Source organism: Brevibacterium yomogidense (assembly GCF_900163715.1).
Lineage (GTDB): Bacteria > Actinomycetota > Actinomycetes > Actinomycetales > Brevibacteriaceae > Brevibacterium > Brevibacterium yomogidense_A.
The window spans coordinates 1-21,641 of record NZ_FWFF01000017.1 but is presented as its reverse complement, the minus strand read 5'-3'; the positions used below and the strand labels follow the sequence as shown (position 1 = coordinate 21,641).

General features: G+C 69.4%; 18 protein-coding genes and 1 pseudogene. 4 read left to right on the top strand and 15 right to left on the bottom strand.

All coding sequences use genetic code 11. The features are described from left to right. Positions 1-66: 66 nt before the first annotated feature. The 9 genes from FM105_RS09010 to hpt form a co-directional block, all read right to left on the bottom strand. On the bottom strand, positions 67-987 hold the full coding sequence (locus FM105_RS09010; protein ID WP_087007473.1) for a Rossmann-like and DUF2520 domain-containing protein: 921 nt from the start codon (positions 985-987) through the stop codon (positions 67-69). Beyond that, the gene (locus FM105_RS09005; protein ID WP_087007471.1) at positions 977-2,884 is read right to left on the bottom strand and encodes a PH domain-containing protein; all 1,908 of its coding nucleotides are present in this window, start codon (positions 2,882-2,884) and stop codon (positions 977-979) included. Before FM105_RS09005 ends, FM105_RS09010 begins: the two co-directional genes overlap by 11 nt. 161 nt (positions 2,885-3,045) lie before the next feature. Further along, the gene (locus tag FM105_RS09000) at positions 3,046-3,528 is read right to left on the bottom strand and encodes a PH domain-containing protein (RefSeq protein WP_087007469.1); all 483 of its coding nucleotides are present in this window, start codon (positions 3,526-3,528) and stop codon (positions 3,046-3,048) included. Continuing rightward, positions 3,525-4,031, bottom strand: a complete 507-nt coding sequence (locus tag FM105_RS08995; protein ID WP_087007468.1) for a DUF3180 domain-containing protein — start codon at positions 4,029-4,031, stop codon at positions 3,525-3,527. Before FM105_RS08995 ends, FM105_RS09000 begins: the two co-directional genes overlap by 4 nt. Then, positions 4,028-5,095 (bottom strand): 2-amino-4-hydroxy-6-hydroxymethyldihydropteridine diphosphokinase, encoded by a 1,068-nt coding sequence (gene folK / locus FM105_RS08990; RefSeq protein WP_087007466.1) that lies wholly within the window; start codon positions 5,093-5,095, stop codon positions 4,028-4,030. The genes FM105_RS08995 and folK overlap by 4 nt, the downstream gene beginning before the upstream one ends. A gap of 15 nt (positions 5,096-5,110) precedes the next feature. Continuing rightward, a complete protein-coding gene (gene folP, locus FM105_RS08985) occupies positions 5,111-5,944 on the bottom strand; it encodes a dihydropteroate synthase (RefSeq protein ID WP_306298577.1) in 834 nt (277 codons plus the stop codon). A gap of 5 nt (positions 5,945-5,949) precedes the next feature. Then, the gene (gene folE / locus FM105_RS08980; RefSeq protein WP_087007464.1) at positions 5,950-6,516 is read right to left on the bottom strand and encodes a GTP cyclohydrolase I FolE; all 567 of its coding nucleotides are present in this window, start codon (positions 6,514-6,516) and stop codon (positions 5,950-5,952) included. Next, positions 6,513-8,651 (bottom strand): ATP-dependent zinc metalloprotease FtsH, encoded by a 2,139-nt coding sequence (gene ftsH, locus FM105_RS08975; RefSeq protein ID WP_087007462.1) that lies wholly within the window; start codon positions 8,649-8,651, stop codon positions 6,513-6,515. Before ftsH ends, folE begins: the two co-directional genes overlap by 4 nt. A gap of 83 nt (positions 8,652-8,734) precedes the next feature. Next, positions 8,735-9,286, bottom strand: a complete 552-nt coding sequence (hpt, locus tag FM105_RS08970; RefSeq protein ID WP_087007460.1) for a hypoxanthine phosphoribosyltransferase — start codon at positions 9,284-9,286, stop codon at positions 8,735-8,737. A gap of 174 nt (positions 9,287-9,460) precedes the next feature. Here hpt and FM105_RS08965 point away from each other — a divergent pair, with 174 nt between their 5' ends. Continuing rightward, the gene (locus tag FM105_RS08965) at positions 9,461-10,384 is read left to right on the top strand and encodes a DUF368 domain-containing protein (protein ID WP_087007458.1); all 924 of its coding nucleotides are present in this window, start codon (positions 9,461-9,463) and stop codon (positions 10,382-10,384) included. Here FM105_RS08965 and tilS read toward each other — a convergent pair. The 3 genes from tilS to dacB form a co-directional block, all read right to left on the bottom strand. Beyond that, positions 10,369-11,508, bottom strand: coding sequence for a tRNA lysidine(34) synthetase TilS (tilS, locus tag FM105_RS08960; protein ID WP_087007456.1), 1,140 nt, complete (start codon positions 11,506-11,508; stop codon positions 10,369-10,371). The two genes, FM105_RS08965 and tilS, sit on opposite strands and share 16 nt — an antisense overlap. Beyond that, positions 11,505-12,701, bottom strand: coding sequence for a zinc-dependent metalloprotease (locus FM105_RS08955; protein ID WP_179207133.1), 1,197 nt, complete (start codon positions 12,699-12,701; stop codon positions 11,505-11,507). The genes tilS and FM105_RS08955 overlap by 4 nt, the downstream gene beginning before the upstream one ends. Before the next feature lie 85 nt (positions 12,702-12,786). After that, on the bottom strand, positions 12,787-14,322 hold the full coding sequence (gene dacB / locus FM105_RS08950; RefSeq protein WP_256970316.1) for a D-alanyl-D-alanine carboxypeptidase/D-alanyl-D-alanine endopeptidase: 1,536 nt from the start codon (positions 14,320-14,322) through the stop codon (positions 12,787-12,789). Positions 14,323-14,482: 160 nt separating this feature from the next. On the opposite strand from dacB, the gene FM105_RS08945 reads away from it, so the two are divergent. The 3 genes from FM105_RS08945 to FM105_RS08935 all read left to right on the top strand — a co-directional run bounded on the left by FM105_RS08945 (position 14,483) and on the right by FM105_RS08935 (position 16,582). Next, positions 14,483-14,980: an inorganic diphosphatase gene (locus FM105_RS08945; protein WP_087007452.1), complete on the top strand. Its 498-nt coding sequence runs from the start codon at positions 14,483-14,485 to the stop codon at positions 14,978-14,980. Positions 14,981-15,249: 269 nt separating this feature from the next. Then, positions 15,250-15,891, top strand: a complete 642-nt coding sequence (locus tag FM105_RS08940) for a VOC family protein (protein ID WP_087007450.1) — start codon at positions 15,250-15,252, stop codon at positions 15,889-15,891. A 37-nt stretch (positions 15,892-15,928) separates the two neighbouring features. Then, the gene (locus FM105_RS08935) at positions 15,929-16,582 is read left to right on the top strand and encodes a hypothetical protein (RefSeq protein ID WP_087007448.1); all 654 of its coding nucleotides are present in this window, start codon (positions 15,929-15,931) and stop codon (positions 16,580-16,582) included. A gap of 26 nt (positions 16,583-16,608) precedes the next feature. On the opposite strand, the gene FM105_RS08930 is transcribed toward FM105_RS08935, so the two are convergent. The 3 genes and pseudogenes from FM105_RS08930 to FM105_RS14800 form a co-directional block, all read right to left on the bottom strand. Beyond that, entirely contained in the window at positions 16,609-17,496 is an 888-nt protein-coding gene (locus FM105_RS08930; RefSeq protein ID WP_256970315.1) for a CPBP family intramembrane glutamic endopeptidase, read from the bottom strand. Positions 17,497-17,552: 56 nt separating this feature from the next. Continuing rightward, positions 17,553-21,119: an efflux RND transporter permease subunit gene (locus FM105_RS08925; protein ID WP_087007444.1), complete on the bottom strand. Its 3,567-nt coding sequence runs from the start codon at positions 21,117-21,119 to the stop codon at positions 17,553-17,555. Between the two features lie 200 nt (positions 21,120-21,319). Continuing rightward, a pseudogene (locus FM105_RS14800) lies at positions 21,320-21,641 on the bottom strand (HNH endonuclease signature motif containing protein); the annotation flags it as partial.

Genomic DNA, 21,641 nt, shown 5'->3' with positions numbered 1-21,641 from the left:
AGGCTACCGCGCGGCTCCTGCCGCGCGGAAAACGAGCCGTTCAGCGTTCTCAGCCAGTCCGCACCCTCAGTCGTCCTCTGCGTCCAGCGGGTCCGGTGCGTTCAGGGTGTCGAGCAGTCGCGCCGCAGTGGGCTCGTCGATGCTCCCGTTCTCCAGAGCCCGCGCAGTGGTCGCGCGGGCCATCGCCCGGTAGGCATCGACGACCTCGGCGGTCCCCCGGGTCAGGGCGAACTCGGACAGCGCCTCGACATGGGCGCCGACGGTCGCCACATCACCGCGGCTCACGGGACCGGTGAGCGCCCGCGGCCCCGCTCGCAGCACATTCGACACGCTCGCATCGACGAGCGAGGCGAGGACGCGCGAAGGATCCTCCACGCCCAGCGAGGACAGGACCTCCATCGCCTGCGCGAGGATCGCGACGGTGTGGTTCGACGCGTGGGCGATCGCGGAGTGGTAGAGCGCTCGGTCCGCCTCCGCGAGCACGATCGGCTCGGAGCCGATCTCGACGACGAGTGCCTGGCCGATCGGCAGGACCGGCTTGGGCGCTGTCACCCCGATGGTGGTCTGGCGGAGACGCGGGAGGTCCATGCTCGTGCCGGTGAAGGAGAGTGAGGGGTGCAGTGCGATGGGGATCGCACCCGCGTCGGTCGCCGGCTGGAGGACACCGAGGCCGTGGCGGCCCGCACAGTGCACCACGATCTGCCCGCCGCTGAAGAGGCCGAGCTTCGCCAGCCCGGCGACGAGCTCTTCGATCGTGTCGTCCGGCACCGTGAAGAGGATGAGCTCCGCGCGTTCGACGAGGGTCTCCACGTCGAGCACCGGGACGCCCGGGAGCATCGCGTCGACGCGGTCGCGGCTCGCCTCGGACCCGGCGGTCACGCCCACTATCGCGTGCCCCGCATCGCGCAGCGCGGCTCCCATGACGGCTCCGACCTTGCCGACGCCGATGATGCCCACGCCCAGTCGGGTCTGATCGTCAATGTTCATGGGGCGGCCTTTCGGACGGTGCGGGCGGTGACTGCGCAGGCGGAGACTGCGCAGGTGGAGGCTGAGTCGGCGGCGCGGGCGGAACCGGCGGAACCTGTGGGACCAGCCGAGCATGCGAAACCGGTGGGGCCGACGGAACCGCTGGAGCAGGTGGGACCGGAGGCACTGCGGGGCCACCCTGGTACGCGTCCAGTTCCTCCCGGGCCATCCGGGTGACAGTCGCGTGGTGATCGAACAGCTGTGTCGCCTCAGCCGCCGGCAGGTGCACGAAGTGCGGTGCGATGGGACCGGGTGAGATGTGGAGAGCGATCGTGGAGAGCCGAAGTGCCCTCTGCAGCGGGCCCTGCTTCAACCGCAGCGACTGCACGCGGGCGTGTGGGACGAACTCGAGCGTGCGGGACAGTCGACCCGACCGGATGAGGGTGAGAGTTCCAGTCAGCGCATGCGCATTGCGCTTCCACGTGACCGGATCCATCCATGCCGATGCGCGGGGGCGACCCCGGTAGACGTGCTCCGCGGCCAGGGTCTCCGCGTCGCGCGTCATGGGACCGGCCATCCCCGCGAGGACGAGCGAGCGCGCATCCGTCCCCTGCGGCGGACGCGGGTCGGGCAGGCACAGGCCCAGCATGAGCATGACGTCGTCGCGCGTGCCGACGGGCAGCAGCACGTTCTGGGTGGTGTCGTCGTCGCTGCCCACGGAGGCCATGGTGAACTCGGCGCGCCACCAGCCCGGTCCGCGCCACAGCAGCGGCTGGTGGAGCTTCACGGCCTGGATGCGGTCGAGCGGAATGATGCGGTTCGTCGTCGACGCCAGTCCATGGCTGACGCGCAGGCCGTCCTCGGTGATCGCCACGGTGAAGTTCGCGAGGCCCAGTTCCGACCTCAGCACGCCGATGAGCGCGAAGATGCCGGGGATCATCGCGAACACCGTGGTCACCAGTGCAGCCGGGGTCGCCAGGACAGCGACGATGATGATCGCCACGATCATCCCCACCATGAACACCGCTGTCACCAGCACCGTCGTCGACAGCAGTGCGGAGAAGACCAGGCGGTGGAGCGGCACGCGCAGCAGGCGGCCCTCCGCACCTGCCGTCGGCGACAGCCGATACGGGCGAAGCAGCGCTCGGAGGCTGCTGCTCAGGTCGTCGACCGTGACGGATGCGTGCGTCTGGAGCTGCTGGGTCGTCCTGCTCAGCAGCCGCTGTCCGAGCGGCGCCGTCGGTGCGGCCGGACTGGCCGTGGGCATCTGCCGGGACGGGACGGACTCCGGGCCTGCGGGCCCGTGCGTCGGAACCCGGCCCGCCGCCGAGGTGCCGGTCGCCGCTCCGGTGCCCGTGGCCTCGGCGGCGGGGCGGGCTTCCGGAGCGTGCGTCGTCCGCCCCTGCCGGCCGGAGCGCAGGTAGCTGAGGATCTCGTCCCGCAGCGCCTCCGCCTGGGCCCGCTTGAGATAGGAGATCGTGATGTCCGAATCCGACCCGCCCGCGACGTCGAAGACGAGCGAGGCGAGGCCCAGCAGACGCGGGATGAACGGCAGGGAGATGTCGACGGACTGGACGCGGTCGTGCGAGGCGGATCGCTCCTTCCTCGCGATGACGCCGGTGCGCAGGGACACGCCTGCTCCATCGACGCGGAACCGTGTGTACCGCCAGCTCAGCCACAGGAGGACCATGGTGATGACCAGGATGAGGACGATCACGCCGATCACCGCAGCGGTGATGAGCGGGTGCTCCCGGATGAGGGTCGGCAGCAGCCGGATCACGCCGAACCCCCCGGCGTCGCGGCCCTCACCGCCCAGGCCCTCGACGACCAGGTCCTCCAGGACGGCCTGGAGATTCTGGAACACGATCACGACGATGACACCCAGCGCAGCGATCAGCCCGGCGCCGCCCTTGAGCACCGGAGTCAGCCGGTGGACGTGCCGCCACCGTGCAGGATCATCCGCGGCCGGCCGAGCATCCGGACGCGGGCTCTGCGGCGCCTGTGGCTGATTCTGTGGTGGGTGATTCTGAGGCGGCTGGTCCTGCGGTGGAGGAAACCGCCCGGGCCCCTGCGGCGCGGTCACAGTCCCGCCAGACGGGCGCCGCCGCGCGACGCGATGGAATCCCGGAGCGCCTCTGCCTCCGGCCGCGGCAGGCCCGGCAGGGATGCGTCGGTCGCCGCTGACGCGGTGTGGAGTGTGATCGTCGCGAGTCCCGCCATGCGCAGCAGCGGACCGGCGGAGACCTCGACGTACTGCAGCCGTCCGTAGGGGACGACCGTGGTCGACCGGAACATGATGCCGCGCTGGACCAGGAGATCGTGCTCGCGCTCGAGGTAGCCCAGGGCCTTCACCTGACGCACGACGATGATCGCCTCGATGACCGCGAGGATGATGCATCCGGCCGCGAGGGCGAAGCCCAGGACCATGAGCCAGGTGATGTCGAAGATCAGTCCGCAGACCGCGGCGACGAGGAGGATGACGACGAAGATCGCCCACACGATCGCGGATCCGATGAGCTGGACGCCGATGAACTTCGGGCTGACGGGGTTGAGCTGTCTCATGCGGGAGCCTCCGGTGGGTCACGTCGTTCACGTCGTCCGTCCCCGGGACCGTCCGAGGCTCGTGGGTCGTCGGGCGGCAGCGAGCAGAAGGACTCCACGATCAGTCCGACGGCCATGAGGATCGCTGCGGAGATCGCAGCGGCGAGCATGCCCAGGCCCGCTTCCGCGCGCAGGCCGAACGCGGAGGCGAAGAGGTAGAGGGCGCCACCAAGGTACCAGGCGGTGAGCACCGCACCCGCCAGGGCCGCGGCCTTCGCGAGCATCGCGATCCGCGCCGCCTTCACCAGGTCGATCTCCGTCGTCCTGTCCCCGTCGCGCCAGGCGCGCACCGGCCATCCCAGCGCGAGCAGGACCCCGGACAGGACGAGCATCCCGACGATCGCGGGCCACGGCACCAGCGGCAGTGCATTCCCGCCGCGCTCCCACAGCGTGTGGAACGCGATGGACGCGACGAGTCCCACGACCCCCCAGAGGAGGAGCTGCGTGGGCCTGGTGCGGTTCATCCTCCGTCACCCTCACTCGCCGAGGCCGGGCCCCCGTGGTCTGCGGTCCAGACGACCGCGTCGGTGCGCCGCACTCCCTCCGCGTCCTCTGAGAGCGCGAGCGCGGTCGCGATCGGCTCGGGTCCGCGCGGTGTGTCGACGAGCGCGTCCGCCTGGAGATCGGCCCACGGAGCGAGCACGAATGCCCGCTCCCCCGCGCGCGGATGCGGGAGGGTCAGCACGTGGTCGTCGAGACGCACCTCGGCAGCCGACGGATCGGGTCCCGGCATGTCCTCTGCTTCGGTTCCCGGCACATCCCCGGCCTCGGTTCCCGGCACATTCCCTGCGTCGAGGCTCGTGCGCACGTGCACGACATCCAGGTCGAGCGTCCGCGGGCCCCATCGCACCTCACGGGTCCGCCCGGCACCCACTTCGATCCCCTGGCAGACGGCGAGCAGCTGGTGGGGCGGCAGAGTCGTGTCGACGATGACCGCGGCGTTGTGGAAGTCCGGCTGGTCGATGCCGCCGACGGGGACCGTCACATACACGGGGGATCCGGCGACCACGTCGATGCGCGGGTGGAGATCCAGGGCATGCGCCGCGTCCTGCAGGGTCGCGAGTGCATCCCCCAGGTTCGCCCCGAGCGCGATGACCGCGCGCCAGCGCGGGGACAGCATCCCGCCGGCCGGAATCTGTGCCGGTGCCTGTGTCGCTGCCCGCGTTCGGGTATGCGCCCGTGTTCGCCGCACGGTGACGGCGACATCGGTGAACGCGTGGGCGATCGGCGCCTGCGGCTTGCGGACCGTCACCTCCACCTCCGCGCAGGATGCGAGGCATCGGTCCGCCAGCGCCCCGGCCAGTGCCTCGATGAGGTCGTAGGGCTCCCCCGCGACGATCCCCGCGAGGTCGTCGGCGAGTGTCCCGTAGTCGATGGTGTCGGCGAGGTCGTCGGTCGCGGCGGGAAGCGACAGGTCGCCCCGCAGGACCACGTCGACGACGAAGTCCTGGCCGTCTCGCTTCTCGAAGTCGAAGACGCCGTGGAAGCCGCGGATGGTGAGGCCGGTCAGGCGGATCTCATCGGTCACGTCAGGTCCTCCATGTCAGCTACTCGGGCTGCTCGCTGCGTTGACGGCCGCAACAGCATCGGCTGCGATGCGCGAGGCGCGCGGTTCGTGGACCCGCACCGCCCAGGCACCTGCCTGGGCGGCCATCACGGTGATCGCGGCGGTGCCCGCATCGCGGTCCTCCTGCGAGGCCGATGCCGGGTCCTCGGGTGAGGCCAGCGACGCGAGGAACCGTTTGCGGGACGCGGCGACGAGCAGCGGCAGGCCCATGTCGACGAACACGTCGAGGCGGGCGAGCAGGTCCCAGTTGTGCTGGGCGTTCTTCGAGAACCCCAGCCCCGGATCCAGGATGAGGGCGTCGCGGGACACGCCGGCGGCCTCGGCGGCCTCGATCCGGGCTGTGAGTTCGTCGGCGACCTCGCGGACGGTGTCGTCGTAGTGCACCGGGGCAGCGGTGTCGGACAGCAGGCCGCGCCAGTGCATGAGGACGAGGGGTGCACCGGATTCCGCGGCCAGGCGGAGCATTCCGGGCTCGCTCTGCCCGGCTGACACGTCGTTGATGATGGCGGCGCCTGCGTCCAGCGAGGCGCGCGCCACTGATTCCCGCATCGTGTCCACGCTGATGACGGCGCCGTCACGGGCCAGTTCGCGGATGACGGGCAGGACGCGGGCGAGCTCCTCCTCCTCGGAGACGCGCGCCGATCCGGGTCGGGTCGATTCCCCGCCCACGTCGATGATGTCCGCGCCCCCGTCCAGCAGCTCGATGCCATGGGCGACTGCGTCCGCGTGCGTGAACCAGCGACCGCCATCGGAGAAGGAGTCCGGGGTGATGTTGAGGACCCCCATGATCTGCGTGCGCGTCAGGTCCACGACCGTCACCTCCTGAGGATGAGGCTCATCGCCTCGGAACGGGATGCTGCATTGCGCAGCTGGCCGCGCACCGCCGACGTGATCGTCGAGGAGCCCGGCTTCTTCACGCCGCGCATCGACATGCACAGGTGCTCCGCCTCGACGACGACGATCGCGCCGCGCGGCTGCAGGTGAGTGACGAGCGCGTCCGCGATCTGCGTGGTGAGTCGCTCCTGCACCTGGGGACGGCGCGCGAAGACTTCGACGAGGCGTGCGAGCTTCGACAGGCCCGTCACCCGACCCTCGGGGCCGGGGATGTAGCCGATGTGCGCCGCTCCGTGGAACGGCACCAGGTGATGCTCGCACGTCGAGTACAGAGCGATGTCCCGCACGAGGACCATCTCGTCGAACCCGATGTCGAACTGGACTCCCAGGATGTCCGCGGCGTCCTGGGAGAGCCCTGCGAAGGACTCCTCGTAGGCCCGCGCGACACGGGCCGGGGTGTCGACGAGCCCGTCACGGTCGGGATCCTCGCCCACGGCCAGGAGGATCTCCCGGACTGCGGCCTCGATGCGTGCATGATCCACGGTCATCGCGGGGGCTCCTGTCCGTCTGCACCCGGGAATCCGGTCGGGCCCGTCTCTCCACCCGGTACAGCGCCTCCCGCGGGCCCGGTGTCTCCAGTCGGCCCGACCTCTCCGACCTCTCCGATCGGTCCGATCTGTCCAGTCGGCCCGGCTCCTCCGGCGTCTCCACCGTCTCCATCCCCATCGCCGTTCTCCACGCGGGGTGCGGGCGGGTCGATCGGGGGACGGTCGGAGACCGGGCGGTCGCGGCTGGCGAGCCAGACGGTGCGGCGGTCCCGCTTCACGACGTCATGGAAGAGCTCTGCGAGCTGGTGCTCGTCGAGCGTCTCCTTCTCGAGCAGGTCGTATGCGAGGCGGTCGAGGACGTCGCGGTTCTCGTTGAGCGCCCAGTACGCGTCCGCATGGGCCGCGTCGACGAGTGCGCGCACCTCGGCATCGATCGTCGCGAGGGTGGCGTCTGAGAACGACTTGTCCGAACCCCCCATGCTGCGTCCCGCGAACGGCTCCGACGATCCGTCGCCCAGCTTCACCATGCCGGCACGATCGCTCATGCCGTACTCGGTCACCATCTTGCGGGCGATGTCCGTGGCCTTCTCGATGTCGTTCGCCGCACCGGTGGTCGGGTCGTGGAAGACGATCTCCTCCGCGACGCGGCCGCCCATCGCATATGCCAGCTGGTCGAGCAGCTCGTTGCGGGTCGTCGAGTACTTGTCCTCGCTGGGCATCACCATCGTGTAGCCCAGCGCCCGTCCGCGCGGCAGGATCGTCACCTTCGTGACGGGGTCCGTGTCGTTCATCGCGGCGGCGACGAGTGCGTGTCCGCCCTCGTGGTAGGCGGTGACGCGACGCTCCTTGTCATTCATGAGGCGGGTGCGCTTCTGCGGTCCGGCGATCACGCGGTCGATCGCCTCGTCGACGATCGTGTTGTCGATGACGGACTTCTTCTCGCGCGCCGTGAGCAGTGCGGCTTCGTTGAGGACGTTCGCGAGGTCGGCACCGCTGAAGCCGGGGGTGCGCTTCGCGACCATGCCCAGATCGACGTCGGGGGCCAGGGGCTTGTCCTTCGCGTGGACGCCGAGGATCTGCTTGCGGCCCTTCATGTCCGGGGCCTCGACCTGGATCTGGCGGTCGAAGCGTCCCGGGCGGAGCAGGGCCGGGTCGAGGACGTCCGGGCGGTTCGTCGCGGCGATGAGGATGACGTTGGTCGAGGCTTCGAACCCGTCCATCTCGACGAGCATCTGGTTGAGCGTCTGCTCGCGCTCGTCGTTCCCGCCGCCCATGCCGGCGCCGCGCTGACGGCCGACCGCGTCGATCTCGTCGACGAAGATGATGCAGGGCGAGTTCTCCTTCGCCTGCGTGAACAGGTCGCGGACGCGCGATGCGCCGACGCCCACGTACATCTCGACGAAGTCCGAACCGGAGATCGAGTAGAACGGCACCCCGGCCTCGCCGGCGACTGCGCGGGCCAGCAGGGTCTTGCCCGTGCCGGGCGGTCCGTAGAGGAGCACGCCCTTGGGGATCTTCGCCCCCACGGCCTGGAACTTGTCCGGCTCCGCGAGGAACTCCTTGATCTCCTCGAGCTCTTCGAGGGCCTCGTCGACACCCGCGACGTTCTCGAACGTGACGTCCGGGTTCTCCTTGTTGACCAGCTTCGCCTTCGACTTGCCGAAGTTCATGAAGCGGCTGCCGCCGCCTCCCAGCTGCGACAGGAGGAACCAGAAGACGATGAAGATGATGACGAACGGCAGGAGGTTCAGCAGCAGTGTGCTGATCCACGACTGCTGCGGCACCTCGTCGGTGTATCCGCCGTCGGGGGCCGCGCTCGTCACGGCCTCGATGATCTCTTCGCCGCGCGGCTCGATGTAGAAGAACTGGACCTTGTTGCCGTAGTCCTTGCCCGCGAACTCGTATTCGTCGGCGAGCACCAGGTCGACCCGCTGATCGTTGTCGACGATCTTCGCCTGCTCGACCTTCCCCTCGTCGAGGAGCGTGAGGCCCTGTTCGGTGTCCACGCGCTGGAAGCCCGTGCCGCCTGACAGCAGGAGGCCGACGGTGATGAAGGCGAGGACCAGCAGCACCCAGATGAAGGGACCTCGGCGGGCCTTCTTGACGGGGGTGCTGCGATCGGGGGTTTCTGCCATGGGTCCTCTCAGGAGCGTCTACGGCGGCCAGGCGGCGGATGCGGCCCGGTCAGGGTACCGCCTCCGTCTGCAGGGAGACTGCGTCAGCTGTACACGTGCGGGGCCAGCGTCGCGACGAACGGGACGTTGCGGTACTTCTCCGCGAAGTCGAGGCCGTATCCGATCACGAACTCGTTGGGCACGTCGAAGCCCACGTACTTCACGTCGATGTCGACCTTGGCAGCTTCCGGCTTGCGCAGCATCGTGCAGATCTCCACCGATGCGGCACCGCGCGACTTCAGGTTGGTGAGCAGCCACGACAGTGTGAGACCGGAGTCGATGATGTCCTCGACGATGAGGACGTGCTGGTCCTTGAGGTCCGTGTCGAGGTCCTTGAGGATGCGCACCACGCCGGATGACTTCGTGCCGGAGCCGTACGAGGAGACGGCCATCCAGTCCATCCGCACGGGTGAGTGCAGCGCGCGTGCGAGGTCCGCCATCACCATGACGGCGCCCTTGAGCACACCCACGAGGAGCAGCTCACGGTCCTTGTAATCACGATCGATCTCCGCCGCCATCTCCGTCAGGCGGTGCTGGATCTGTGCTTCCGTCGCGTGGATCGTCGTGATGTCGTCGCCAAGGTCCTGCTCGTCCACCTGTAGCTCCTCGTTCGCAGTCGTGAGACTCAGGCCGGGTCGGCCTGCACAGTCGTCGTATGTGCCAACCACTCTAGCGGTCGGCGCGGAGGCTGATCGTCCGGCGTGAACTCCCGTGTCCGGCATCGACTATCGTTCGGTCCGAACCCCGCGCCCCCGAACGAGGACACGAGTGTGACCACCCCCACAGACCGCCGCTCACTGGCGCAGCTGCCACTCGATCTCGGCAGAGGCTTCCTCATCGGCCTCACCGAACTCGTGCCGGGCGTCTCCGGTTCGACGATCGCCCTGATCGTCGGCATCTACACGGCGCTCATCCGCTCGGCCGGCCACGTGGTCGGCGCCGCCAAGCACCTGGTGCGCGGCCGCGGCTGGAGCTCTGCGCGGAGCGAGCTCGGGCAGGTCGACTGGCGCATCATCATCCCCGTGCTCGTCGGCATGGCCGCGGCCGTGCTGCTCCTGGCCGGGCCGATCAACCACCTCGTCGAATCGTTCCCGCTGAGCTCCCTGGGGCTCTTCTTCGGCATCGTCGTCGTGGGCATCGCGGCACCGCTGCGGATGGTGCACTGGACCTCCCGACCGCGCCTCGTCCACTACGCGCTGTTCCTCGCGGGCTTCGTCGCGGCGTTCCTCCTGACGGGGCTGGTCGCCGACGGAGACCAGGAATCGCCGTCCATGATCATCGTCTTCCTCGCCGCCGCCGTCGCGATCTGCGCGCTCGTCGTCCCGGGCGTCTCCGGGTCGTTCCTCCTGCTGGCGATGGGCCTCTACGCCCCCACGCTGCAGGCGGTGAGCGATCTGGACCTCATGTACATCGGCGTCTTCGGACTGGGCGCGGTGGTCGGGCTGGCGAGCATCGTGCAGGGGCTCCTCACCGCGCTGGAGAAGTTCCCGCACCTCACCGTGGTGCTCATGGCCGGTCTCATGGCGGGATCCCTGCGGGCGCTGTGGCCCTGGAAGCCGGCCGACGGGCCGTTCTCGTCGGGCGATGTCGTCGCCCCCATCCTCTTCATGGTGGCGGGCGCGGTGTTCGTCCTCGTGCTCATGCTGCTCGATCGCCGAGCCTCCGAAGCACCGCTGGCTCAGGGCCGGCCCTGATCTTCGCGACCGGATCCCACGTGGAGGATCCGGTCGCCGGTCCGGCGCACCACGCCGCCTCCCGGAACGGATGCCTCCCGCTTGACCGCGCCCGAGGCCGCCGCCACCTCCCGCACGTCCCGCACGTGGTCTGCGGTGAGCTCGCCCGCGGCCACGCCGCGGTCCACCAGCCAGAGGCGCAGGATCCGGCTGGTCACCGCCGGGCCGAAGGCGGCGAGGTCCCGGACCGCCAGCGAGGCCGGAGCAGCTGTGTCGTCGTGCACGGGAACGTTGCCCTGCAGTGAGACGTCTCCGTCTTGCGGGGCCCTCCCCTGCACTGACGCGTTCTCCTGTGCGGAGGTGAGGAGGTCTGCCCAGGCGGCCGCGGCCTCGGCGTCCAGGTGGTCGGCGTCCTCCCGCAGGAGGTCGGCTGTGCGCGCGAGCCCGGCGCGCGGGTCCTGCCCCAGCGAATCGCGCAGCAACTCGAGAGTCCGGCGGGCGCGCACCCGGGTGAAGCGCGTGTCGTCATTCATCGGGTCGTCCCACACCTCAAGGTCCTGCGCCGCGCAGCTCTGCCGGGTCTCGTCTCGCGTCACGCCGAGCAGTGGACGCCCGATCTTGATCGGCCCGTTCGCGGTGTCGAACCGTGTGCGGGGGGCCATCCCGGACAGGGACCTCGCGCCCGATCCCCGCAGCAGTCCCAGGAGGACCGTCTCCGCCTGATCGTCGCGCGTGTGGCCCGTGAGGATCTGCGGGATCGCACCATGAGGCGGAGCGCTGTGCGCGATCGCGGCCAGAGCCGCGTACCGGCCGCTGCGAGCCGCCGCCTCGAGTCCGCCGGAGTGGTGCGGATCGACCTCCGTCGTCACGCTGGTGACCGGCAGTCCCAGCGCCTCCACCCGATCGACCACCTGCGCCGCCACCTGCGCGGATCCCGGCTGCAGCCCGTGGTCGACCGTGCACGCGAGGAAGCGCCCCTCACCCCGCCTGTGCAGGAATGCGGCGGCTGCGGCGAGCGCCAGCGAATCGGCACCGCCGGACACGGCGACGATGACAGGGGTGGTGTCCTGTGGCCTGCAGTGAGCGCGCAGTGCGTTCCGGATCCGAGCGGTCGCAGGATCGAGCCGCGGCCGCCGGCCCGTCATGGGCAGGCCGCCTCCACGGGGGCGGCCGCTGCCTCATCGTCCGCTGCCTCATCCGGGTCGGCAGACTCCTGTGCGCCGTGCACACGTGCGACCCAGTCGTCAGGACGGGCGATCTCTGCGACGGTCGGCAGCATGTCGGGTGAGGTGAAGACCGCGGCGAGGCCCTCGTGTCCGACCCTGCGCACGACTGAGCGGACGAACACGGCGCCTTCGCGGTACTGCTGCAGCTTCGAGTCCATCCCGAGCAGTCGGCCGATGGAGCCGCCGGGCCCGATCCCGTCTTCCCGACGTGCTTCGAAGCGCTGCCGGATCCGGGCCAGGTCGGGGATCACCGACGGGCCGACGGCGTCCATCACGACGTCCGCGTGCCCTTCGAGGAGGCTCATCAGTGCCATGACCTGGTCGAGGACCGCCTTCTTCTCCGGTCCTGTCACGACGTCGACGAGCTGGGTCTCACCGCGCACGATCTCCGGAATGCTGCGAATGAGCGGCTTCAGGCCGGTGAGCCCGGAGAGGGCGGGGTCGTCGCCCAGCAGCTCGGAGACCAGTGAGCTGAGGTGGTCGCGGAGCCAGGGCGCTGCGGCGAACTGGACGCGGTGGGTGGATTCGTGCAGCGCGACCCAGAGCCGGAAATCACGCGGGGTGACGCTCATCGTCGCCTCGATCTGCGCGATCGAGGGTGCAACGAGCAGGAGCCGCCCCGCTCCGGCGGGGTGCGGCCCGCCGCCGAAGGGATCGAACTGCCCCAGCACCCGTGTCGAGAGGACGGAGAGGACTGCCGCCATCTCGAGTGTGTTCGGGACCCGTCCGGCCTCCATCGCGGCGCGGACGTCGTCCGGCAACGCCGTGCCCACCATCGCGGTGAGCGACTGCCCCGTCGCCTTCGCCCAGCCCAGTCGGTCGACGATCAGGACACTGCCGGCGGCGGCCCGTGCGCGGACCGCGTCTGCCTCCCCGGCCTCCAGCCGCATGACGTTCAGGACGAGATCGATCGACGTGTCCGCTGCGTCCCGCAGCTGGTCGACGACCTCTGCGGTCTCCTTCTGCGGGAGGCGCGGACCGCCGGGGACCAGCTCCCGCACCGAACGCTCCAGAAGGGTGAGGTCCAGGATGTTCGCGCTGGATCTGTCTGGGCCGGATCCGTCTGGGCTGGATCCGCCTGAGCTGTGTTGGTCCGTGCCGTGTCCGTCCATGCAACCATCCTGCCCCATGCACGGACTGCGCCGCGGACGGACACACAGGTTCACTGCAACCGCACACGCGAGACCGACGTCCCGCTCACCCGCAGCCGCACTCCGCGATGCGTGCGAGTGCCGTGTCGAAGGCGAGGCGGGCCTCGTCGGAGGTGCCCCGATCCATCTCGTCGGCCATCATCGAGAACACGAGCAGTCGGTCGTCCGCCGTCACCACGGTCCCGGACAGCGAGCTCACGGTGGCCAGCGATCCGGTCTTCGCGTGGACGACGCCCGCGCCGGACTCGGTCTCGTCGCTCGTGTAGCGCGGTGCGAGCGTGCCGGAGAACGCGGCCACCGGCATCGCCGGGACGAGCATCGACAGGTCCCCCTCCGCCTGGGCGGATGCCTCGATTATCGTCGTGAGGTCGCCCGCGGAGATCCGATTCCCGTAGTCCAGGCCCGACGTGTCCTGCAGTGCGATCGAGCCGGTGTCCAGGTCCTGGGAAGCGAGGGCGTCGATGACGGCGGACGGGGCCTCGGCGGCGGAGGCCTCCCGATCGGTCGCGAGGGCGACCTCGCGACCCAGCACCTCAGCGACGACGTTGTCGCTGTGGACGAGCATGAACTCCACGAGCTGAGACACCGGAGCGGATTCGACGGCTGCGAGCTCGCTCGCACCGGACGGTGCGGCGGACGGCTCCGCGACCACGACCTCGAGGCCCGCGTCGGCTCCCGCGTCGGCCAGCGCCGAGGCGAACGAGTCGGTCGCCACCGCCGCGGCATCCTCGTGACGAGACGAGTACCGCTCGTTCGGCTCGCTGTAGCCGGATTCCTGCATGAGCGGGACGATGGGGGTGATGTAACCGCTCTCGATGTCCGGTCTCTCCCACCCCGCGTGCCACCCGTCACCCGAGTACCTGCTGAGATCCGCGGAGACCGTCACCTGCGTGATGCCCGATTCCGTCAGCGCCGCCGCAGTGTCCTGGGCCAGCGTCGTCAGCCCGGCGCGCCCCATGACGGCGTCCGGGTCGTTCTCGCCGGGCCCGAGCAGGACATCGCCGCCGCCCACGAGGTGGACGGTCGCCGGACCGGTGGAATCTGCGCCGGGATCTGCTCCAGTACCGGAATCTGCACCAGTATCTGCGCCGGCCACTGCCTCCGCAGGCGGTGCATCCACCAGGGCACGGGTCGTGAAGCGCCTGTCCGCGCCGAGTGCGCCGAGGGCCGCGGCGCCGGTGAGGACCTTGGTCACCGATGCGGGCGTGTGGGCGGTCTGCTCGTCGCGGGCGAGCAGGACGTCGCCGGTGAGGGCGTCCCGGATGTCATAGCTCCAGCGGCCGGAGAGCTCGGCGTCCTCGAAGATCGGCTCGACGATCTCGTCGAGACCGGACGGGATCGGCGCGTCTGCGGGCAGGGGTGCTGCGGCGGCCTCTGCTTCGGGATCGATCGCACCGGGGCTCGGCAGCGCGTCCACCTCGATCTGCGGCGCAGTCGTGAACGGCCCCGGCACGATGTCCGCCGCGTCCAGCGCGACGAACGCCGCCACCAGCACCGCGGCGCCGCCCGACACCCACCACGCGGTGCGCGGCCGACGACGTCCGGCCGCGCGCGGTCGACGGCCATCAGTGGTGTGGGACACTCGGCCTCCTGCGCGCGGGACTGGATTCGCTCACTATGCTAGGTGAGACTTCCCGGAGCGCGGGGAGCGCTCCCATCCGCACGGCCGCGCGCCGTTCCGCAGTCAGTCGGCTGTGGTGCGGGCTGGGCCACTGACAGTCAGTCATCTGTAAGGAGACCACATGGAACTTCTCGCCACCATCGAAATCCCGGCGGGCTCCCGCAACAAGTACGAGGTCGATCACGAGACCGGTCGGCTGAAGCTGGACCGCTACCTCTACACGTCGATGCAGTACCCCACGGACTACGGGTATTTCGAGGACACGCTGGGCGAGGACGGCGATCCGCTGGACGTGCTCGTGCTGCTCCACGAGTCTGTGTTCCCCGGGTGCCTGGTCGACGCCCGCCCGATCGGCGTCTTCAAGATGGAGGACGAGGCCGGTGGCGATGACAAGGTGCTGGCGGTCCTGGGCGGCGATCACCGCTTCGACCACATCCAGGACGTCGAGGACATCCCCGCGTACCGCCTCGAGGAGATCGCCCACTTCTTCACCCGCTACAAGGACCTCGAGAAGGGCAAGTTCGTGAAGGGCTCCGAATGGGCCGGCAAGGATGAGGCCGAGCGCATCGTCACCGAATCGATCGAGCGCTTCAAGGCCGAGGGCCACTCGGACGCGTAAGAGGGTCACTCGGACACGTAAGAGCGCCACTCGAACACGCAGTACGAGCGCGAAGGTGCTCAGAGCCGTGCCGAACCGCCTGTCTTCACACCGGACCTCTCACGGGCCGATCGCACCGCTCACCGCAGCGTGTCCGGTCAGCCCGTGAGGGGTCCGATGTGTGTGGTGGAGGGGCCGATCCGCACGGGGCACAGCCGTCACCAGCGCTTCTCGTGAGAGTTAGGGTGACCTCACTGCCCACGTCGCGGCTAATGTGACACTCTGCACATATGCATCTCGACCACGTCTCCTTCGCCGCTGAACCCGACGGTCTCGAGGCCACCGCCGGGCGCCTCGCCGATGCACTGGGCATCGAGTCATACAACGGCGGGGTCCACCCCCGCTTCGGCACTCGCAACCTCGTCTTCCCGCTGGAGAGCGGCCACTATCTGGAGGTCGTCGAACCTCTCGAGCACCCTGCCACCCTCTCCACTCCGTTCGGTCAGGCCGTCCGCGCACGCTCCGAGATGGGCGGCGGATGGATGGGCTGGGTCATCCGAGTCGATGATCTGGCACCCGTGGAGGCTCGGCTGGAGCGCGCTGCGGTCGACGGCAATCGGACGCCCCCGGGACACGACGAGGTCGTGTGGAAGCAGATCGGCATCAAGGGCCTCATCGCTGATCCGCAGCTGCCCTACTTCATCCGCTGGGACTCCCCCGCCGCACAGCACCCCGCCGCGCTGGGGCCGCGCAACGACGTCTCCATCGCGGAGCTGTCGATCGCCGGCGACCGCGACCGGGTCCGCGATTGGCTGGGCACGGACGACAAGAAGCCGATCTCCGAGATCAGCATCGACTGGGTCGCACCCCACGGGGCGCCAGGCATCCAGTCCGTGACCTTCACCACGCCGCACGGCCTCGTCACGATCTGAGGGGCGGACCCTGCACCCGCACGGCACCCCCGCGTCCATGACAGCACCGCCCCGGTCGTCTGCCACCGAGGCGACGGTTGCCCCGCGCGTCCTGTTCTTCAGCGGTGTGGGGCTCTCGATCGCGTTCACCTTCGTGTTCGTCCTCATCGTCGACGCGTTCTACTCCGCCTCGTCCTCGACCCTGCAGACCGCGGGTCTCCAGGTCGGCCTGGTCTCCACGCTCGAGCGCCTCATCACGACGGGCCTCATGGTCGCAGGGATCCTCCTCTACCGCACCGCACCGATGGGACGGCGACTGATCGCCATGGGAGTCATCGTGGCGGCCCCGGTCCTGTCGTTGGCGCTGAGCACCCTCCAGGGATTCCTGTCGTCTGCTCTGGGGATGACACCGAGTCCTGCGTTCTCCGCGGTGATGCTCCTGACATCCGGGGCGACCATGTTCGCGCATGCGGCGTTCCTGCTGACAGCCTGGAACATCGTCGCGGGGCGGGCCCTGTCGGTGCACATCGTCGCAGTGAGCGGGGCCGTGGTGCTCACGCTCGTGCGCGTCGTCCTGCAGGCCGTGGCTCTGGGCGCACCGGGGTCCGGCACGGCCACCGCGGGGCTCACGTGGGTGTCGTCCGGGCTCCTGCTCGTCGGCATGGCCCTGCTCTTCTTCGTGAGCTGGAAGCGCCGCCACGCCGTCCGATGACAGCGCACTCACCTGCTCAGGTCTGCTCAAGCCAGAGGATCGACCAGGTGGAGGATCCCGGGAGCCAGGAACCCGACCACATCGATGATGACGTGCGCCCACACGAACGGCATGACCGCCGATCCGGGACCCGTGACGCGTGACGTGCAGGAATCCACGCCGGAGTCCGCCCCTCGACGCGTGACAGACCCTGAGACGAGGACCCGGGCCGACCCGCGCGCACTCTGAGCGCTGCGGCGCGACACAGGCGTGCCCTCCCAGCGGAGCGCGCACCATCCGAAGATCAGCCCCATCGCGACGTTCCCGATGAAGGGGCCCACCCCCTGGTACAGGTGGTAGCTGCCGCGCAGGATCGCGAGGGCGACGATCACGGTCCACGGCGACCAGCCCAGCGCGTGCAGGCGGATCCGGAAGTACCCCATGAGGAGCACTTCCTCGAGGAGCCCGTTCTTCACGGCAGCCAGGACGAGCACCGGCACCGTCCACCAGTGGTCGGCGAGGTTGTCCGTGTTGATCTGAGCGGTGAGCCCCAGCCCGCGGCCGGCCGCGTAGATGCCGAGCGTCCCCACCCCGATCACGAGGAACAGCAGGCTCCCGCGCCCGAGGTCCCGCCAGGCTGCACGTCCTCCGGCGACTCCCAGCCGCCGCAGGACCGGCGGAATACTGGCGCCGCCGCTCAGCACGCGGTCGCGGCTCAGCAGCAGGAGCACCAGCGCGACGGGGACGAGCGCGAATCCGAGCCCCAGCAGCTGGTAGGTGAGGTCGAACCACGGTCGCTCGTTCGTGGACGTGTTGAGGTTCGCCTGCGCCTCGGACAACGGTGCGCGGGACAGGAGGTCGAGCAGCCGGACGATGGCGTAGACGCCCGACTGCGCCAGGCTCAGGCCCGCGACCACGAGGGCCTCGGCGACCACCTGCCTCTTCGTGAGGGACGGGGTGCTCGCCGAGGCGCCGGTGAGGTTCTGCTCGGTCAGTGCTCTCCGCCTTCACGGCCCGGATCTGAGACCCCGCCCGTTCCGGTGCCGGTACCAGCGTCTGTTCCGCTGCCGTCGTCGGTGCCCGCGGCCTCGGGAGCGGTGGTCTCTGCACCCGCAGCCACGGGAGCAGAAGTCTCCGCGTCCGCCGGCGCAGCAGTCGCTGCCCGGTCGCGGGTGAGGTCGCGGATCTTCTGCTTCTCCTGGCGACGCTCCTTGGCGCCCTCGACCAGGGAGTAGAGGACCGGGACCAGGATGAGCGTCAGGATCGTGGACGAGATCAGGCCGCCGATCACCACGATCGCGAGCGACTTCGACACGAAGATCCCGCCGCCCGTCAGGCCCAGAGCCATCGGGATGAGGGCGAAGATCGTCGCGGCCGCCGTCATGAGGATCGGGCGGTAGCGGAGACGCGCACCCTGCACGATCGCGGTGCGCAGGTCCGCGCCGCGCTCACGGAACTGATTGATGAGGTCGATGAGCACGATCGCGTTGGTCACGACGACGCCGATGAGCATGAGCATGCCGATGAGCGCGGTGAGGCCCAGCGCGGTGTCCGTGAGCAGCAGCAGACCGATGGAACCGGTCGCGGCGAAGGGGATCGACACCAGCAGGATGAACGGCTGGATGAGCGATCGGAACGTCGCGACCATGATGACGAACACCAGCAGGATCGCGACGAGCATCGCGAGGCCCATCTGTGCGAATGCCTCGTCCTGCTCTGCCGATGCGCCGCCGATGTCCGCGCGGACGCCGTCGGGGAAGGTGTGCTCGTCGATAGCCGTCTGCACGTTCGCGCTCACCGTGCCCAGGTCGTCGCCCTCAGGCGTCGCGGACACGGTGACCGAGCGCAGGCCGTCGACACGGCTGATGGTCGGCGCGGTCGTCTCCTCCGTCACGTCGGCGACATCACTGAGCTCGATCGTCTCGGGCTCCGGGGCCGCTGGGGCCGGGGCCGCGCCCTCAGGCATGCCCGGCATTCCCCCTTCACCGGGAGCCTGCTCCCCACCGGGGGTCTGGCCCGCGCCCGGAGCCTGGCCCCCACCCGAGTCCGCAGCGCCGCTGGAGATCGGAGTGGCCTCGAACTCGAAGCTGCGGAGTTCGTCGACGGTCTCGATGTCGCCCTGGAAGAGCAGAACACTGCGTCCCACATCGTCGATGACGAGCTGGCCGAGCTGCTGACCGCCCATGGCGCGCGACACGATCTGGCCGATGCTCTGCTCTGTGAGGCCGTACTCTGCGGCTTCCTCGTGGTCGATCGCGACCTCGACGATCGGCTGGACCGCGACCGTGTCGTCGGTGGTGGACTGGATCCCGTCAACGTCGGCCAACACATCGCTGACCTCCGTCGCCGCGTCCTCCAGCTGTCCGGTGTCGTTTCCGGTGAGGCGGACGTCGATGGTCGAGCTGCCGCCCATGGAGGCTGCGGAGAGCACCTCGATCGTGCCGACCCCGTCGAGTTCCTCGATCTCGGACTGGAGGGCGGAGCCGACGGCTTCCGCGTCTGCTCCCTCCTCCAGGTTCACGATGTACTGGCCGGAGATCCCGCCGCTCGAGCCCATCGAGAACCCGTCGCCGCCGCCGCTGACGCTCACGAGCGACGAGGCGACCTCGTCGGTGTCGGCGAGGATCTCCTCGACCTCGCGGGCCTGCTCGGATGCTTCGTCGAGGTCCGAGCCCGCTTCGAACTCCTGGGAGATCTGGACGACCGGCTCACCGGTGTCACCCATGAGCTCGGTCTTCAGCAGGGGCGTCATCGCGAGGGTTCCCGCGAAGACGAGCACCGCGACGAGGAGGACGGCGACAGGGTGGCGGACCGTCCAGTTGACGACGGGCACGTAGGTCTTCTGGAGCCGGGTGACGGGCTGGCGCATCGCGGCCATCTCGTCGATCGCCACGGGTTCGGTGTGCTCGGTCTCTCCGTAGCTGCCGACGATCGGAAGCTCCGACGTGGAGCGGCGTCCGGACGGGTTCGAGGCGTCGATCGGACGCTTCGCAGCCTCCTTGCGCTCCGTCCGCCACTGCTTGACGAACTGGCGGCGATCCGCCTTCCACGCGCGCTTCTGGTCGCGTGTCAGCTTCGCCTCCTTCCCTCGGCGGGAGAGGAACCAGTAGGCGAGGACGGGCACGATCGTCAGGGCGACGAACAGGGACGCGATCAGGGCGAGGGACGCCGTCAGTGCGAACGGCCGGAACAGCTCGCCGGTCTGTCCGCCCACGAACGCGACGGGCAGGAACACCGCCACGGTCACGAGCGTGGAGGCGGTGATCGCTGTGGCGACCTCACCGACTGCAGCACGGATGTTCTCCGCCTTGTCACCGCCCAGTGCGTGCCGTCGGCGGATGGCCTCGACGACGACGATGGAGTCGTCGACGACGCGGCCGATGCTGATCGTGAGCGCGGCCAGCGTCAACATGTTGAGGGTGTATCCGGACACCCACAGTCCGATGAGGGTGATGAGGAGGGAGGCGGGGATCGAGATCGCCGTGATGATCGTCGCCCGCACGCTCAGCAGGAAGACGAGGATGACGAGGACGGCGAAGCCCAGACCCAGAAGGCCTTCGACGAGGAGGTCCTCGATCGACTGCTCAATGAAGGGGGCTTGGTCGAAGAGGGTGACGAACTCGACGTCGTCGCCCAGCGTCTCCTGAATGCCGCCGAGGGCCTCCTCCACTCCGTGTGAGACCTCGACGGTATTGCCGTCCGGGGTCTTCATGACCTGGAGCATGAGCGAGTCGTCGCCGTTGGTGCGCGAGATCGACGAGGCGGGTGCCTCGACGAGTTCGACGTCTGCCACGTCGCTGACGGGCACGGGCCCGTCCGAGCCGCCGACGACGAGGTCTCTGATCTGGTCGACTGAGGTGAGGCGGCTGCCGATCTCGACGGGGGCGGCGCCCTCGTCGGACTCGAGCTGGCCGGGCGAGGAGGGGACGCCGTTGGCCTGCAGCAGACCGGCGAGCGAGTCGACGCTCACGCCCTCATCCTCGAGGTCGTCCTCACGGACCGTGATGTTGACCTGCAGCGGCCTGTCGCCGGTGACGGTGGCGCTGCGCACTCCTTCGATGTCGTTGAGCTCGGGGATCGCGATGTCTTCGAGGTCGGATGCGAGCTGGTTGACGTCTTCCTGCCCGCTCACGGAGAGCATGACGATCGGGAAGTCGGCGAGGCCGCCGGCCATGACGGACGGTTCGACTCCGTCCGGCATCTGCGCCTCGACCTGAGACACGGCGCGCTGCAGGGAGCGGACCACGTCATCGGAGTCCGTGCCGTAGTCGGTCTCGACGATGACCTGGGAGGATCCGGAAGACGACGTCGACTGGATGCTCTCGACTTCTTCGACGCCGGTGAGGGCTTCTTCGAGGGGCGCGGTGACCTCGCGTTCAACGGCTTCCGGGGACGCACCTTCGTACTGGGCGGAGACGAATGCCTGGGGCAGTTCGACTGGCGGGAACAGCTCCTGCTTGAGCGCCGAGGTGCCGATGATGCCGAAGACGGCCGCGCAGATGGTGACGAGTGCGATGAGGGCGCGATTGCGCAGGCTCAGGCGGGTGAGAGAAAGCACGGAGGTCCTTGCCAGAAGAAGATGCGACGGGTTCGATTCTACGGTGCTCGCGACGGTGGCGAAGTGGGGCTATCCGCCGTTCACGCGGGATGTCCCGAACGTCTTCACCGGCGGAAGTGCGCTCGAGGCTCAGTCGCGTGTGGGACCAGCCTGATTTCTCTGCGGTTCTCAGGCGTCGGGGCCCACCCCTGCCCTGGACGTCAGAACGGGGGTGGAACCTCACCGGGCACGTCGGGCCCACCGGACGTCTCAGATTCCTCCGGTGCTTGAACCGTGGTGAACAAGTCCGGGCCCTCGAAGTCCTCCCCCACCGGCGCCCGATCCAACCACTCCGCCCGCGCCACCAACACCCCCGGATCAGGAGGATCCAACCCCGCCGCCAACGGCGGCGGAGACGTCGACGCGGTCTGCCCCATCGGCAGCACCCACGCCACCTCATTCCGCCCCAAACGCTGCAACCGGATGACGCCCTGAGTCTTCAACTCATGATGGTGCTTACACATCGCATGCAGGTTCTCCATC

Coding starts and splice junctions, on each gene's coding strand:
- FM105_RS08955 (WP_179207133.1), bottom strand. CDS start 12,701: ATGGACGGACACGGCACGGACCAACACAGCTCAGGCGGATCCAGCCCA.
- FM105_RS08995 (WP_087007468.1), bottom strand. CDS start 4,031: ATGAACCGCACCAGGCCCACGCAGCTCCTCCTCTGGGGGGTCGTGGGA.
- FM105_RS09000 (WP_087007469.1), bottom strand. CDS start 3,528: ATGAGACAGCTCAACCCCGTCAGCCCGAAGTTCATCGGCGTCCAGCTC.
- FM105_RS08940 (WP_087007450.1), top strand. CDS start 15,250: ATGCATCTCGACCACGTCTCCTTCGCCGCTGAACCCGACGGTCTCGAG.
- FM105_RS09010 (WP_087007473.1), bottom strand. CDS start 987: ATGAACATTGACGATCAGACCCGACTGGGCGTGGGCATCATCGGCGTC.
- FM105_RS08945 (WP_087007452.1), top strand. CDS start 14,483: ATGGAACTTCTCGCCACCATCGAAATCCCGGCGGGCTCCCGCAACAAG.
- FM105_RS08935 (WP_087007448.1), top strand. CDS start 15,929: ATGACAGCACCGCCCCGGTCGTCTGCCACCGAGGCGACGGTTGCCCCG.
- folE (WP_087007464.1), bottom strand. CDS start 6,516: ATGACCGTGGATCATGCACGCATCGAGGCCGCAGTCCGGGAGATCCTC.
- tilS (WP_087007456.1), bottom strand. CDS start 11,508: ATGACGGGCCGGCGGCCGCGGCTCGATCCTGCGACCGCTCGGATCCGG.
- ftsH (WP_087007462.1), bottom strand. CDS start 8,651: ATGGCAGAAACCCCCGATCGCAGCACCCCCGTCAAGAAGGCCCGCCGA.